Origin of the sequence: Pseudomonas sp. NCHU5216 (assembly GCF_052156495.1) — a bacterium.
Lineage (GTDB): Bacteria > Pseudomonadota > Gammaproteobacteria > Pseudomonadales > Pseudomonadaceae > Aquipseudomonas.
The window spans coordinates 34,268-48,776 of the sequence record NZ_JBQLIX010000032.1 but is presented as its reverse complement, the minus strand read 5'-3'; the positions used below and the strand labels follow the sequence as shown (position 1 = coordinate 48,776).

At 63.8% G+C, this 14,509-nt stretch carries 16 protein-coding genes; 5 read left to right on the top strand and 11 right to left on the bottom strand.

Annotation, left to right across the window (positions count from 1 at the left end):
- Positions 1-15: 15 nt before the first annotated feature.
- The 3 genes from ACSVIK_RS19530 to ACSVIK_RS19520 all read right to left on the bottom strand — a co-directional run bounded on the left by ACSVIK_RS19530 (position 16) and on the right by ACSVIK_RS19520 (position 2,402).
- On the bottom strand, positions 16-417 hold the full coding sequence (locus tag ACSVIK_RS19530; RefSeq protein WP_442445879.1) for a hypothetical protein: 402 nt from the start codon (positions 415-417) through the stop codon (positions 16-18).
- 89 nt (positions 418-506) lie between these two features.
- The gene (locus tag ACSVIK_RS19525) at positions 507-1,109 is read right to left on the bottom strand and encodes a glutathione S-transferase family protein (protein WP_442445878.1); all 603 of its coding nucleotides are present in this window, start codon (positions 1,107-1,109) and stop codon (positions 507-509) included.
- Positions 1,110-1,244: 135 nt separating this feature from the next.
- Positions 1,245-2,402 carry an aminotransferase-like domain-containing protein gene (locus ACSVIK_RS19520; RefSeq protein WP_442445877.1) on the bottom strand — a complete coding sequence of 386 codons (1,158 nt, stop codon included), beginning with the start codon at positions 2,400-2,402 and terminating at the stop codon, positions 1,245-1,247.
- Between the two features lie 166 nt (positions 2,403-2,568).
- Between ACSVIK_RS19520 and ACSVIK_RS19515 the strand changes: the two genes are divergently transcribed.
- Entirely contained in the window at positions 2,569-2,997 is a 429-nt protein-coding gene (locus ACSVIK_RS19515; protein ID WP_442445876.1) for a MarR family transcriptional regulator, read from the top strand.
- A 1,065-nt stretch (positions 2,998-4,062) separates the two neighbouring features.
- Here ACSVIK_RS19515 and ACSVIK_RS19510 read toward each other — a convergent pair.
- Complete coding sequence (locus tag ACSVIK_RS19510) at positions 4,063-4,716, bottom strand: hypothetical protein (RefSeq protein WP_442445875.1); 654 nt, start codon at positions 4,714-4,716, stop codon at positions 4,063-4,065.
- Positions 4,717-4,862: 146 nt separating this feature from the next.
- On the opposite strand from ACSVIK_RS19510, the gene ACSVIK_RS19505 reads away from it, so the two are divergent.
- The gene (locus ACSVIK_RS19505) at positions 4,863-5,474 is read left to right on the top strand and encodes a LysE family translocator (RefSeq protein WP_442445874.1); all 612 of its coding nucleotides are present in this window, start codon (positions 4,863-4,865) and stop codon (positions 5,472-5,474) included.
- Positions 5,474-6,670, top strand: a complete 1,197-nt coding sequence (locus tag ACSVIK_RS19500) for a benzoate/H(+) symporter BenE family transporter (protein ID WP_442445873.1) — start codon at positions 5,474-5,476, stop codon at positions 6,668-6,670. Before ACSVIK_RS19505 ends, ACSVIK_RS19500 begins: the two co-directional genes overlap by 1 nt.
- A 26-nt stretch (positions 6,671-6,696) precedes the next feature.
- Here ACSVIK_RS19500 and ACSVIK_RS19495 read toward each other — a convergent pair whose 3' ends face one another.
- From ACSVIK_RS19495 to ACSVIK_RS19480, 4 genes are all read right to left on the bottom strand, one after another.
- Positions 6,697-7,458, bottom strand: coding sequence for an SDR family oxidoreductase (locus ACSVIK_RS19495; RefSeq protein ID WP_442445872.1), 762 nt, complete (start codon positions 7,456-7,458; stop codon positions 6,697-6,699).
- Positions 7,459-7,670: 212 nt separating this feature from the next.
- Entirely contained in the window at positions 7,671-8,372 is a 702-nt protein-coding gene (gene pyrF / locus ACSVIK_RS19490; RefSeq protein ID WP_442445871.1) for an orotidine-5'-phosphate decarboxylase, read from the bottom strand.
- A gap of 189 nt (positions 8,373-8,561) precedes the next feature.
- Complete coding sequence (locus ACSVIK_RS19485; protein WP_442445870.1) at positions 8,562-9,476, bottom strand: response regulator; 915 nt, start codon at positions 9,474-9,476, stop codon at positions 8,562-8,564.
- A gap of 1 nt (position 9,477) precedes the next feature.
- Positions 9,478-10,782 (bottom strand): ATP-binding protein, encoded by a 1,305-nt coding sequence (locus tag ACSVIK_RS19480; protein ID WP_442445869.1) that lies wholly within the window; start codon positions 10,780-10,782, stop codon positions 9,478-9,480.
- 155 nt (positions 10,783-10,937) lie between these two features.
- Here ACSVIK_RS19480 and ACSVIK_RS19475 point away from each other — a divergent pair, with 155 nt between their 5' ends.
- Both ACSVIK_RS19475 and ACSVIK_RS19470 read left to right on the top strand, forming a co-directional pair.
- Positions 10,938-11,105 (top strand): DUF2897 family protein, encoded by a 168-nt coding sequence (locus tag ACSVIK_RS19475; protein WP_442445868.1) that lies wholly within the window; start codon positions 10,938-10,940, stop codon positions 11,103-11,105.
- A gap of 26 nt (positions 11,106-11,131) precedes the next feature.
- Positions 11,132-11,890 (top strand): CPBP family intramembrane glutamic endopeptidase, encoded by a 759-nt coding sequence (locus ACSVIK_RS19470; RefSeq protein ID WP_442445898.1) that lies wholly within the window; start codon positions 11,132-11,134, stop codon positions 11,888-11,890.
- On the opposite strand, the gene ACSVIK_RS19465 is transcribed toward ACSVIK_RS19470, so the two are convergent.
- The 3 genes from ACSVIK_RS19465 to ACSVIK_RS19455 all read right to left on the bottom strand — a co-directional run bounded on the left by ACSVIK_RS19465 (position 11,841) and on the right by ACSVIK_RS19455 (position 14,374).
- Positions 11,841-12,659, bottom strand: coding sequence for a substrate-binding periplasmic protein (locus tag ACSVIK_RS19465; RefSeq protein WP_442445867.1), 819 nt, complete (start codon positions 12,657-12,659; stop codon positions 11,841-11,843). The genes ACSVIK_RS19470 and ACSVIK_RS19465 overlap by 50 nt on opposite strands.
- 73 nt (positions 12,660-12,732) lie before the next feature.
- Entirely contained in the window at positions 12,733-13,515 is a 783-nt protein-coding gene (locus ACSVIK_RS19460; protein WP_442445866.1) for a substrate-binding periplasmic protein, read from the bottom strand.
- A gap of 235 nt (positions 13,516-13,750) precedes the next feature.
- Positions 13,751-14,374 carry a TetR/AcrR family transcriptional regulator gene (locus ACSVIK_RS19455; protein ID WP_442445865.1) on the bottom strand — a complete coding sequence of 208 codons (624 nt, stop codon included), beginning with the start codon at positions 14,372-14,374 and terminating at the stop codon, positions 13,751-13,753.
- Between the last annotated feature and the right edge of the window lie 135 nt (positions 14,375-14,509).

The window sequence follows — 14,509 nt, the reverse complement described above, 5'->3', positions numbered from 1 at the left end:
CGCTAACCAGGGGGCTCAGGCGAGAATGGAACGGGGTGGGCGCTCGGGCGTGTCGACCACGCCGATTACGAGACGATCCGGCCAGGCCAACGCCGGCTGAACGCTCTGCAAGATGGGATGGTTGAAGAAGGGCTGACTGGGAGTGGCGACACCCACGCAGAAGGCGCACAGGGTACATAGGCTGCTATCGCCCGGGCTGTCGTCACTGGCCACGGCGCTGGCCGTCTGATGCATGTCATGTGCACCATTGCCCATGTCATGGCGCGTGCCATGAGCCTCGTGCCGCTCGGCGCTCATCTGCAAGGCGCTGGTGCGATGCACCTGCTCGCACAACTGCATGCCGAGCGCCGCCATGGCCTGTGCCGGCAGGGCCAGCATCAGCATCCAGATCAGGGCGGTACGCAGGGATTTGCGCATGAGGTGGCGAGGCCAAGGTAATGGGGAGGATGGGCTGGATTATCCGCACTACGCGGCCATTGTCCAGCCCTGGTTGGATGTGCCGCACCTCAGCTGAGCATGCTCACATGCCGCGGATGACTGGCCACACGGTCTAGCCAGGCGCGAATGGCCGGAAAGGCCTCGAGGCTGAAACCGCCTTCGTCCGCCACATGGGTATAGGCGTACAGGGCGATATCGGCGATGGAGTACTGCCCCCCGACCAGATAGGGCGTGCACTCCAGTTGCTTCTCCATCACCTTGAGGGCCTTGTAACCGCCTTTCAGGCAGCGCGCGTGCTCCTCGCGGCGCTCCTCGGGCATGCCCTGGTAGAGTTGGATGAAACGCGCCACCGCCACATAAGGCTCATGGCTGTACTGCTCGAAGAACTGCCACTGCAACACCTGGGTACGCAAGCGCGGCTCGCGGGGCAGGAACTCGCTGCCATCGGCGAGGAAGTTGAGGATGGCGTTGGACTCCCACAGGCAGGTGCCATCTTCCAGCTCCAGCACCGGAATCTTGCCGTTGGGGTTCTTGGCCAGGAAGGCTTCGCTCTGCGTCTCGCCCTTGAGAATATCGACGCCAATCCACTGGTACTCCTTACCCAGCAGATGCAGCATCAGCTTGACCTTGTAACAGTTACCCGAACGGTAATCGCCGTAGACCTTGTACATCGCCTTGCCCTCCCTATCGATCCTCGCGGCAAGCTCGCCGCCAATCACCCCAGCTTTTGTAGGAGCGGATTTATCCGCGCAAATCGCGGCTGAAGCGCAATGCCGCCCAGCCGCGCCTACAGGGGTAAACCTTAATCACGCGCCCTGCGCTTCACGGATTACCGCAGCCAGCCGGCGCAGCCCCTCGCCCAGGCGCTGCGGGGCCACATGGCTGAAGTTCAACCGCAGATGACCCGGATTGGCGTCCGGGTCGATGAAGAACGGCTCGCCCGGCATGAAGGCGACGTTCTGCGCCAATGCGGCATCGAGCAGCGTGCGGGTATCCAGCGGCTGCTTGAGGGTCAGCCAGAAGAACAGGCCGCCCTGCGGGATTTCCCAGGTGGCCAGCTCGCCGAAGTGCTCGACCAGCGCGGCCTGCATGGCATCACGGCGCACACGGTAGAAGTCGCGCAGTTCGGCCAGATGGCCGCGATACTGCTCGCTGCCCAACCACTGCAGTGCCTGCCACTGGCCGATGCGGTTGGTGTGCAGGTCGGCCGACTGTTTCAGGCGCAGCAGGTGCGGGAACAGATCAGGCGTGGCAATCAGATAGCCCACGCGCAGGCCTGGCAGCAGGGTCTTGGACACGGTGCCGGTGTAGATCCAGCTGGCCTTCTGCAGGCGGCTGACGATGGGCGTGGCGCTGCCGGCGTCGAACACCAGTTCGCGATACGGCTCGTCTTCGATCAGGGTGACGCCGAACTCGTCGAGCAACGCCGCCACGGCGTCGCGCTTGGCCTCGCTGTAGCGTGTGCCGGACGGGTTCTGGAAGGTCGGAATCAGGTAGGCGAAAGCCGGCTTGTGGTTCTCCAGGCGCTGACGCAGCGCCGCCAGCTCGGGGCCGTCGGCCTCCTGCGGCACGCTGATGCAATCCGCCCCGAACAATTGGAAGGCCTGCAGCGCGGCCAGATAGGTCGGCGCCTCGAGCAGCACCTCGGTGCCCGGATCGATGAACAGCTTGGCGGCCAGATCCAGGGTCTGCTGCGAACCACTGACGATCAGCACCTGGCTGGCTTCGCAGGGCACGCCCAGGGCACGCGCCTCAGCGGCGATGGCCTCACGCAGCGCCGGTTCACCCTCGCTCATGCCGTACTGGCCCATGCTCGCCGGCATCTCGGCCCAGTCCACCTTCGGCAGCATCGGCTCGGCCGGCAGGCCACCGGCGAAGGACATCACCTCGGGGCGCTGCGCCGCGGCAAGGATTTCACGGATCAGGGAGCTTTTCAGGCGGGCGATGCGTTCGGAGAAGGCCATGGGATGTCCTGGGGTGCCAAAGTCGGAAAATTGAGTCAAACTTCTTGACCGAAATTACGCCGCCACCCAGAGATACGTCAATATGGCTGACCTAAAAAGTTTTCCTGGGAAATTTGCCACGACAGCCAGCGACAGCCAGCAGGATGGTCGACAGGCAACACCGACGATGAGGCACGCAGGCGTGCAGCAGGCGGCCATGGAGGCCTTTTTCTTCGGCTACCAGGCCTTTACCGCCAAGCCGGACGAAATGCTCGCCAAGCGCGGCCTGTCACGGGTGCATCACCGTATTCTGTTCTTCATCGCCAAGTACCCGGGGCTGAACATGACCGAGCTGCTCGGCTACCTGGGTGTCAGCAAGCAGGCACTGAACACCCCACTGCGGCAACTGATCGAGATGAACCTGGTACGCAGCGAGGCCGCGCCGGACGACAAGCGCAAGCGCCTGCTGGGTTTCACGCCCGAGGGCGCCAAACTGGAACAGGCCCTGCGCCGCGAGCAGGCGCGCCTGCTGCAACGGGTCTTCGACGAGATGGGTGAAGACGCGGTGAACGGCTGGCTGGCGGTCAACCGGGCGCTGGCGCGGGGACGTGCCTAGCAGGCCGTTGAAAAACCACCTCGGCTTTGGCTTCCTGCGTCGCCCTACCTTCTGCATCCATGCAGTCGTGCATTACCTGGCCGTCGTTAAAAACAGTCTGCCTCGCATACGTTTTTCGAGGTTCTTCGCGGAGTCTCGGGAAATCAGTATTGACACCGGACTGGCAAGTTTGTGTGTTATTTGGTGTTCTGGACGCCGCTTCGGTGTGTTCGGAAACTCCTTGTTTCGCCCCCTCGGGCGACTCACTTTTCTTTGAAATGCGCAAAGAAAAGTAAGCAAAAGAAACGCACCCCCGCCATCCGGGTCTCGCTTCGCGAGACTTCCCTCACTCCGGCATCGCTTCGGGGTCGGCTTACAAGGGCCATCCCTGGCCCTTTAAGCCTCTCGCGGCATCCATGCCGCTCGCCCCCTGCGCAATGCCTGCGTTCGGCCTCCTGAAGGGGGAGTTAGCGCGCCTGAACGTACATTGGTTCCGGGCATGCCCGGCGTGCTCTGGTAGCAGTGGAACCATGGCGTGGCCGCCGGGTTAAACCAAAACTTTCATTCGCGTAGTTTCATTCGCTTGAATAGCTTGCCGGCCTTAAGCCGGCATTCTGGTCAGCCCTAAGGCTGACCCATGTTCAAGCACTCCACACTAATTCTGGGTTACCTAGGGTTCAGGCGCGTGCAGAGCCCGCCCAGGAGGGCGAACGGAATCGCCGTGGAAGAGGTTGAGCGACATGGATGTCGCGAGAGCCGCGATGGGCCAGGGATGGCCCACCGCGGCGGGCCTCTGGAACGGCGATGGAGTGAGCGAACCCTGGCGCAGCCAGGGCCGGATGAAAGGGCGGAGGTTTTGGTTACTTTTGCCCCAAAAGTGACTCGCCCGGGAGGGCGAAACCAAAAACATCAACAAAAACGCGGCAATCCGGAACAGATCCCCGAACAACCAACAAGCCAACACACAAACTTGCCAGTCCGGTGTCAACCAGGCATTCCCCCCTGGAAAATGCGATGAACCTTAAAAACAGCCTGCCTCGCTTACGTTTTTCAACGACCTGCTAGCAGGCGCAGCCACAGCTCACATCATGCGGTAGCCTGCTGCTCGCGTAGCTCGCTCGCTCCGCGAAAGAACACCAAGCCCTGCGCCACGCAAACCACCAGTGCCGGCAATACAGCCAGCGGCAACAACAGCACACTGGCGAACATCACACCACTGGCAATAGATAGCCAGGCCATGATCCGCAGAGAAACGTACGCCAGCCTCACCTTGAGCAAACGGATACCGAACCAGGTAATGCCAAGTCCCATCAGTACCACCAGGCCCAGATAGGCGATGGTCAGCACGCTAAGCGCCTTGAATAGCTGATCTCCAACCATGAAGTCCATCATCCCGCTGACCAGGGCCAGAACAACGATGATCCAGACTGGCCAGCTCACCCCCTGCGCAGCAAAACGCTGTTCGATGAAGCTTTTGAGCCGAATCAACAGATAGTTGCCCAGCAACATCAGCAACAGCCCCAGCCAACGGGTATAGCGCTCGACCTGCACCTGTTCTGTATGACCCAACCAACTGCTAGCGAAAATGACACCCAGCATCAGTCCACTGCCCAGTGCCGACATCAGCGCCAACCAGCCAAGCACCTGCAACTGACGCACATTCCAGCCTGGGAGCTGCCGCACCGGCAGATCATCGATCAGTTCGACCTGCGGAGCACTGTAAGGGTTATCCGAATGCATGGGGCTTCCTTGTCCGAAAAAAGACAAGGCTAACCAGAGATCAGCCGCTTGCCCAGCCAGACTGTACGGCTCATCACGCCGCTGGCTGTATCGCGACGGCGCCCGAGCCGCGCAATAGGCTGGTGCTCGCTCAACGGAGAAGCACAATGACCCCTGAACTGCTGCTGGCTTTCGTCGCCTTCGCCCTCGTCACCTCCATCACCCCCGGCCCGAACAACATGATGTTGCTGGCCTCCGGGGTGAACTTCGGCATTCGCCGCAGCCTGCCGCACATGCTCGGCATCAGCCTCGGCTTCATGGTGCTGGTGATTGCCGTGGGCATGGGCCTGGGCCAGGTGTTCGAGCGCCTGCCGGTGCTGCACGAGGTGCTGCGCTACGGCGGCGCCGCCTACCTGCTGTACCTGGCCTGGAAGATCGCCCAGGCCGGCGCGCCGCAAGGCCGTGATACACCAAGCGCCAAACCCTTTACCTTCCTCCAGGCGGCGGCCTTCCAATGGGTCAACCCCAAGGCCTGGATCATGGCCATCGGCGCCATCACCACCTACACGCCGCACGAAGGCTTCTTCACCAACGTATTATTCATCGCCGCCCTGTTCGCCCTGGTCAACTGCCCCAGCGTCGGCCTGTGGACGGTGGCCGGCAGTCTGCTGCGCAAGTGGCTGGACAACCCGCGCGCCCTGCGTGCCTTCAACATCGGTATGGCATTGCTGCTGGTCGCTTCGCTGTACCCCATCGTCATCGATACAGGACTGTTCTGATGCAAGACGCAACCCTTCCCCGTCTGCGCCCACTGAGTGATAGCTCCACCTCGTCGGTCGTGGCGGGTTTCATCGCCATGCTCACCGGCTACACCAGCTCGCTGGTGCTGATGTTCCAGGCCGGCCAGGCCGCCGGGCTGAGCAATGGGCAGATTTCTTCGTGGATCTGGGCGCTGTCGATCGGCATGGCGCTGTGCTGCATCGTGCTGTCGCTGCGCTACCGCGCGCCGGTGATGATCGCCTGGTCGACGCCCGGTGCCGCGCTGCTGATCACCAGCCTGCCGCAGGTGTCCTACGGCGAGGCCATCGGCGCCTACATCCTGGCGTCCGGGCTGATCGTGCTGATCGGCCTGACCGGCACCTTCGACCGCCTGATGCGCCGCATCCCCGCCTCCATTGCCGCCGCCCTGCTTGCCGGTGTGCTGTTCAAGATCGGCCTGGAAATCTGCAACGCCGCCGAGCAGCAACCCTGGCTGGTACTGGCGATGCTGCTCGCCTACCTGTTCGGCAAGCGCCTGTGGCCGCGCTATGCAGTACTCGCCGCGCTGATCGTCGGCAGCGTGCTGGCCGGCGTGTTCGGCCTGCTGGATTTCAGCGATTTTCACCTGGAGTTGGCCACACCGCAGTGGACTACGCCGAGTTTCTCGCTGTCGGCCGCCATCAGCATCGGCATCCCGCTGTTCATCGTCGCCATGGCCTCGCAGAACCTGCCGGGCATGGCCGTGCTGCGTGCCAATGGTTATGACGTGCCGGCCTCGCCGCTGCTGACCAGCACCGGCCTGGTGTCGGTGCTGATGGCACCGTTCGGCAGTCACGGCATCCACATGGCGGCGATCAGCGCGGCGATCTGCGCCGGCCCGGAAGCCCATGAAGACCCGCGCAAGCGCTACACCGCTGCAGTCTGGTGCGGGGTGTTCTACGGCATCGCCGGCATCTTCGGCGCCACCCTGGCGGCGCTGTTCGCCGCGCTGCCGGCGGCGCTGATCCTGTCCATCGCCGCGCTGGCGCTGTTCGCCTCGATCATCGGCGGCCTGACCCAGGCCATGAGTGAGCCGAACGAGCGCGAAGCGGCGCTGGTGACCTTTCTGGTCACCGCATCGGGCATGACTCTGCTCGGCGTCGGCTCGGCGTTCTGGGGCATCGTCGCCGGGTTGCTGACCCTGGCGGTTCTCACGGCAGGCAAGCGCGCGGCCTGACCTTTGTCGTTTCTACCGCGAGCCGATCAGATCGCCGTAGCCCCACCATCCACTGCCAGGGCATGGCCAGTGGTGAAAGCGGCGTGGTCGCTACACAGATAGAGCACCGCAGCGGCGATTTCCTCCACCTTGCCGATGCGCCCGACCGGGTGCATGGCGGCGGCGAACTCGGCCTTGCGCGGGTCGGCTTCATAGGCGCGGCGAAACATATCAGTGTCGATCACCGCCGGACACACGGCGTTGACGCGGATTTTCTTCTTCGCGTACTCGATCGCCGCCGACTTGGTCAGGCCGATCACCGCATGCTTGGAGGCGGCGTAGATGCTCATTTTCGGCGCCGCGCCCAGGCCCGCCACCGAGGAGGTGTTGACGATGGCGCCACCACCCTGAGCCAGCAACAACGGAATCTGGTGCTTCATGCACAGCCATACGCCCTTGACGTTGACGCCCATGATGGCGTCGAACTCGGCCTCGCTGCCGTCGGCCAGCTTGCCCTGCTCGATCTCGATGCCGGCATTGTTGAAGGCGTAGTCCAGGCGGCCGTACTGGGCCAGGGTGGCGTCCATCAGCGCCTTGACCTCGGCGTCGTGGGTCACGTCGCAGCGCACGAAGTAGGCGTCACCACCGGCTGCGTGAATCAGCGCGGCAGTACCTTCGCCGCCACTCACATCGACATCGGACACCACCACCTTGAGCCCTTCGGCAGCGAAGGCCTGGGCCGTGGCGCGGCCGATGCCGGCGGCACCACCGGTGACCAGGGCGACCTGGCCGGAGAACCTCATGCTCATCTGTGCTTCCTCGCAGCGATTGGAGATCGCGACGAGTCTAGCCAGCAAGCCAGGCGGCGAGCAGCACTATCAGGCGTTGGAGTGGTGGGTCATGCAGGGCGCTGATGACGACTGCACCAGCGCGGTGCCGCAATCAGCGGTAGCCCGGATGAAATCCGGGAAAGATCGGACGGCATGCCGGACCGCCGCGGATTTCATTCGGGCTACAGGGCTCAGGCGCGCAGCTCGGCGACCACGGCAGCCAGCGCCTGGGCCGGGTCGGCGGCCTGAGCGATGGGGCGACCGATCACCAGATAGTCGGAGCCGGCATCCAGTGCCTGACGCGGAGTGAGGATGCGCTTCTGGTCGTCGGCAGCGCTGCCAGCCGGGCGAATTCCCGGGGTGACCAGTTGCAGTTGCGGTTGTGCCACCTTGAGCGCGCTGGCTTCCTGCGCCGAGCAGACCAGACCATCGAGCCCGGCGTCGGCGGCCAGGCTGGCCAGACGCAGCACCTGCTCCTGTGGCGGCACGTCCAGGCCGATGCCAGCCAGATCCTGCTGTTCCATGCTGGTCAGCACCGTCACGCCAATCAGCAACGGCTTGGCGCCGGCCAGCTTGTCCAGCTCGTTGCGGCAGGCGGCCATCATGCGCAGGCCGCCGGAGCAATGCACGTTGACCATCCACACCCCCAGCTCCGCCGCGGCCTTGACCGCCATGGCGGTGGTGTTGGGAATGTCGTGGAATTTCAGGTCGAGAAACAGCTCGAAGCCCTTGTTCTGCAAGGCCTCGACCACCTGCGGCCCGCTGCGGGTGAACAGCTCCTTGCCCACCTTGACCCGGCACAGTGCCGGATCGAGCCGATCGGCCAGGGCCAGGGCGGCGTCGGAGCTGGGAAAGTCGAGGGCGACGATGATCGGGGTCTGGCAGGCGGGCATGGGCGGGTCTCGGACAGGACAAAAACGCCGCGCATTGTAGCGCAAAGCTCGCTGGCGCTGGTCATGGCCTAAGCCCAGCACACAGGCAAGGTCTTACTGGAAATACGCTGGGGGATGCCGTAGGAGCGAGCTCTGCTCGCGAACGCGTTTTCGCGAGCAGAGCTCGCTCCTACAAGGTTTTCAGGCTTGTCAGGCAATCAAGCGCTCGCGCAAACGCCCGAGCATGCCCATCAGGCTGCCCACCTTCTCCTGCTCACGCTCGTCGCGCGGCACCTCGGCCAGGCGCGTGACCGTCTGTTGCGGCTGCGTGCGCCAGATCAACACCTGCTCGGCGGCGGCCTTGAGCCCTTTCTCGAACAGACCACGGCGCACCGGCTTGGGCAGGTAACGGAAGATCTGCGCCTCGTTGACCAGGCGCAGCAGGGCCTGGGTGTCCTGGAACGGGGTGACCACCAGGCTGAGCAGGCGCGGATGAGCCTGGGCCAGGGTCTTGAGCAGGGGCGCGGTGTCTTCGCCGGCCAGTTTCAGATCGCTGACCAGGATGTCCACCGTTTCGCTATTGAGTTGCAGCATGGCCTCGGCCAGGTTGCGGGCACGCAGCAGGCGATGGCCGCCAGCAGCGCAGAACTCGTCGACCACGGCCAGGGTATCGAGGTCGTCATCCAGCGACAGCAGGGTCAGGGGCGCCGATAGCTGGTTGTCGAGCGGTGGCAGTGTCGGCTGGCTCTGGCGCATGGCCAGCTCGGCTGCCTGGCGCAGGGTGAAGGCCATTTCCTGCTGATCCCAGGGTTTGGTCAGGTAACGGAAGATGCCACCGTCGTTCAGCGCCTCGACGGCAGCGTCCAGGTCGGAATAGCCGGTGAGCAGGATGCGCAGAGTGTTCGGTGCGATCTCGCGCGCCTCGGCCAGCAACTGCGCCCCGGTCATCTGCGGCATGCGCTGGTCGCTCACCAGGACATGCACCGACTCTTCACGCAGACGCTGCAAGGCGCGTTGCGGGTCGCTCTCGGTGAGTACCTCGTAATGACGGCGAAATTGCATGGCGAGGCTGCGCAGAATGCGCTCCTCGTCATCGACGAACAGGATGCGAACGGGTGCGGTCATTTCAGGCACTCCTTTTCAGGGTGGCGGCAGTGGGCAGCGGCAAGCTGATGAGGAAACGCGTGCCCCGGCCAGGTTCGGACGCCACGCGTATCTGCCCTCCGTGGTCACGCACGATCTTGTAGCTGATGGACAGGCCCAGGCCGGTGCCCTGGCCGACCGGCTTGGTGGTGAAAAAGGGATCGAAGATCTTCGCCATGACCTCCGGCGGCATACCGCGCCCGTTGTCCTGCAACGAGATGTGGATGCCCTGCTCGTCCACCCAGCTGCGAATCTGGATACGGCCCCTGCCATCGATGGCCTGGGCGGCGTTGGTCAGCAGGTTGAGCAACACCTGGTTGATCTGCGACGGCGCGCAGGCGATGCGCGGCAGTTCGCCGAGCTGTTGCACCACTTCGACCTTGTCCTTGAGGTGGTTGCGGGCGATCAGCAAGGCGCTGCGGATACAATCGTTAAGGTCGATTTCCTCACTCATGGCGCGATCGACGCGGGCGAAATCCTTCAAGCCCACCACCAGCTCGGCGATCTGCTCCAGGCCATAGAGCGTGTCACCATAGAGCTGCTGCAGATCCTCGGCGAGCAGCTCCGGCGCGGCCTGCTGGCGGGCTCGCTCGGCCGCTTGCAGGGCTTCGGCCAGGGTCGCTTCGTCGCAGGCGGGATCATTCAGGCACTGCCCCAGCTGGGCCTGCGCCGCCGCCAGGTCGAACAGCGGCTCGCTCAGCTCGCGCAGCAGTTGCACGTTGTTCTTCACATAGCCCAGCGGTGTGTTCAGCTCGTGGGCGACACCGGCGACCATCTGCCCGAGCGACGCCATCTTCTCCGACTGCAGCAACTGTGCCTGGGATTCCTTGAGGTCGACCAATGCCTGGCGCAGCACCCGGTTGCGCTGGGCGATGCGCGCCTCCATGGCCTTGAGCAGGTCGAGCACGGTGCCCAGACCGCAGTAAGCGCCCTGCTCGTCGACCAGAATGAAATCCTCGGTAATGGGGTACTGCAATTGCCCGGTGACCTGCTTGGCAGCCGTTTCCAGATCGTCCGTCAGGCTGACCACCAGCGGTTCGAGGTTCATCACCTCGCTGACCGGGTGGCGCCCACGCAGGTCGCGGCCGAAGCGTTGCATGAAGATGTCCTGCAGCCGGGTACGGCTGACCAGGCCCAGCGGCCGGCCATCCTCGGCCACCACCGGCAGCGACAGAAACGCCTTGTGCTCGGGCGTGAGCAGGCGGTCGGCCACTTCGTTGATGCTCATCTGCGGCGCCAGTGGCGTCACCCTGCGAAGCAGGGACTGCAGAGCGCTGGCATGGCTCATGGGGCGGTCTCTCCCTGAATGCGGAAGCCGTCATTGAAACAGCATCAAGTTGCCACCATGTGACAACCATTCACGCACTGACAGCGCTCTGCCACGCCTGACAAGCTCCTGCCGGGCGAGTATGGTGAGGGTTTGAACCGCAAGAGGAATCGATCATGCCCTGGTACGCCTGGCTCATCCTCATCCTGGCCTTGGGCTCCATCATCGGCGGCCTGATGATGCTGCGCGACACGGCGAAGGAACTGCCGTTGAGCGAGGAGCAGCTCAAACGCATCCATGAACGCAATGCCGAGCAGGACGCCAAGGACGCCCGCGAACGTTGAACCGCCCTCCTACGCCGGCCAGCGGCATTGCCCTGCATTTGCGTTTGCTGCTGCCGGCCCTGGTGCTGGCATTCGGCTACGCCGTCGAGGCCATCACCCTCCCCGGCCTGCTACTGGGGGCCGCCTTCAGCGCCCTGGTGCTTGCCGGTCAACGCCTGTTGCCCGCCTTCTTCTGGCAACTGCTGGTACTGAGCCTGGGCATTGCCCTGGCCGCCCACCTGCTCCCCGGTTTTCGCCCTACCGAGCTCTGGCCCGCTCGGCAGATCAGCCTGGACGCGCCGCCCTATGCCTTGCGCCTGTCCTGGGACAAGGCGCTGGTCGGCGCGGCGCTGCTGGCCTGGTGGGCTGGGCGCGACGAACGGAAAGCGGCTGGCAGGCTGTACATCTGGCCTATAACCGTTGCAACGCTGTTGCTGGCACCCAGCCTGGCCTGGTTGTTGGGCGTGGTGGCCTGGCAGCCCAAATGGCCGCAGGATCTGCTGCTCTGGCTGGCGGTCAACCTGGGCGTCGCGGTGCTGGCCGAAGAGCTGCTGTTTCGCGGGCTGCTGCAGCCCATGCTGATCCAGCGCCTGGGGCAATGGCCGGGACTGCTGCTCACGGCTGGGTTGTTCGGCGCCGCGCACTTGCCATTCAGCCCGGCCTTCGCCCTGGTGGCCACCGTGGCCGGGCTCGGTTATGGCCTGGCCTTCCATTGCACGGGCCGCCTGAGCGCGGCCATCGCCCTGCACGGGGCGCTCAATCTGACTCAGTTCCTGCTGCTGAGCTACCCTCTGCGACTGGCCTGACGGCAATCTGGTAGGGGTCGAAGATGCGTGCCAGCTCGCCCTTCTGCCGCAGGCGTTCGAGCAGTTCGGCGAACTGCGCCGCGCTGATCGGCGCGCCCCGACGAATCAGCGCGTGATGGCGATAAACCTGATCGACCCGCTCCGATATCAGCAACTGATCGAGCTTGTCCGCGTTACGCGCGATGAAGTCATAGAGGTTGGATCGGGTGACCAGGGCGATATCGGCCCGTCCACGCAGCACCATCAGCAGGTTGCTGTCATGGGAATGGCCGAGATTGGCGTTGAAGGTGCGGCTGAGGTACTCCGGGTCGCTGTTGAAATCGGCGAAACCGTAGTGGTAACCGCGGTAGAGCGCCAGGCGCTTGCCGGCCAGTTGCGCGAAATACTCCTGGCCACGCTGGGCTTCTTGCCGCGCCACGAACAACTCCGCGTCCTCCAGGCCCATGTCCACCACATCCGCCTCTATATCCTGCCAGCCCCACTCGGGGTTCTCGAAGATCGCCATGTCGATGCGCCCACGCTGCAGATCGCCAAAACGCCGCACGATGGCGGTCGGCAGCATGATGAATCGGTAATCGGCCTGCTCACGGTTCAGCGCTTCCAGCAATTGCGGCAGCAAACCGCTGGCCTCCTGCAAATCGACCTTGGTTACGTAAGGCGGGAAATGTGCAGCTCCCACTCGAATGGTTTCAGCCGCGCTCAGACAAGCAGCAAACAGCAGGCCCAGCAGCCCCCCCAGCAACCGCTTGTAATGCCCTGAATAGAACATTCCCTCTCCCCTTAAAGCCTTATGGCCATGGCAAATAGCCTAGTCGAGAAACCTGACCAACCCGATGAATTCATCATTCTTTATCGACCTTGTTGGTGAGTTGCAGGTGATAGCGGTGCAAGAGCTTCGCGAAGGCGGGTTCGGCCACCAACTGCCCCAGCAGTACTCGCGTGCGTGCTTCGCCGGGCAGCCCGCCAGGGCGCAGCAGCACCTGATGTCGGTAACGCTGATCGGGATGCGTGGCAACCAACAGGCGCTCCATGTCGCCCGGGTTGCGCTCGGCGAAGAGCTGCAGGTAGGAACGTGTGACGACGGCCACATCGGCACGTCGCAAGAGCAGCATGCGCAGATTGCTGTCATGGGAATAGGTCATCTGCGCATCGAAATGGCTGCGCAGCATATCTGGATCGGCATTGAACCCGGCGAAGCCGTAATGGAAGCCTCGGTGCAACGCCATGCGCTTGTCCGACAAATCCGCGAAGTAGTCCTGGCCCCGCCCGGGAACGCGCAAGGCCACATAGACCTCGGCCTCCCACACCGGCAGCTCCAGGGTGATGTGCGGCGTATCCTGCCAGCCCCAGCGGCTGGACTCGAACAGCATCAGATCGAAGCGGCCGGCGGCCAGGTCACGATAGCGCCGGCCCGCCGCCGTGGGCACCAGCACGAAGTGGTAGTCCCCCTGCAGGCGATTGAGCAGTTCCAGCACCTCTACCGTGAGGCCTTGCGGCTCATACCGTTCGGGGCTGAACAGGTAGGGAGGGAAATCGTAGCCGCCCACGCGCACTTCCTGGCTGGCTTCGAGCCAGGAAGGCAGCGCCAGACAAGCGCCTACCACCACCGCGAGTAACGCACGCAAACCCGCCCCCTTACTCACGAGCGGATACAGGTACAGCCACAGCAGACTCCCTTGCCTCGCATCCTCCGTTTGCACCTGTGATCCGACCGTACGTCCGCCCCAAGATGATGGGTATATCGGCCGAGGACGAATATCTTGAGTCCTGCTACGTGCAAATTCCGCAATCAGGCTTCTGCGCGCCAAGGCGTCGAACGAAGTTCAGCCCCTTGGCGAGGCATCTTTGAGGGCGCTCTGGCTAGCCGCCCTTGCACACCAGAGACAGGGCCTCTTCGGCCAACTGATCCAGAGTCATCGGCCCCTGCGGACGGAACCAGGTGGTGGTCCAGCTCAGCGCTCCGGTGAGGAAGCGCCGCTGGATGAAGGGATCGCCCTTGAAGTAGCCGGCCTCGCGCGCCTCTCCCAGCACCTGCAGCCAAAGCTGCTCGTAGGTGTCGCGCAGCGCCAGCACCTGAGCCTGGCTGGCCTCCGACAGCGAGCGCCATTCATAGACCAATACCGCCATGGCCTCGCCGGTGCCGCCCATGATCGATTGCAGCTCGCAGCGGATCAGCGCCAGCAGGCGCTCGCGAGTGCCCTGCGCCGCGGCCAGCTCGGCACGCATCAACGCGGTGTTATAGACGATGGTTTCCTCCATCACCGCACGCAGGATCTCTTCCTTGCTCTTGAAATGATGAAAGATGCTGCCGGACTGAATGCCGATGGCACTGGCCAGATCGCGCACCGTGGTGCGCTCGTAACCCTTGCTGCGGAACAGGTGGGCGGCCATCTGCAACAGTTTGCCACGGGCACTGCCCGGATCGGTCACCTGGCCGCTGTCGACCAGTTCCTGCATCACGGCCTGGGCGCTGTGTTCGTCCACGCTGACTTCTCCCCTGATGAACCTGCCGGCGATTGTTCTGATGAATTCTTCATGCTGCCGGCAACTGCTTGTCTGCATTGATGAAATGTATGCGTCACCAACCGACCAAGCAAGCGCTTGGGCGCATTTTTGGCC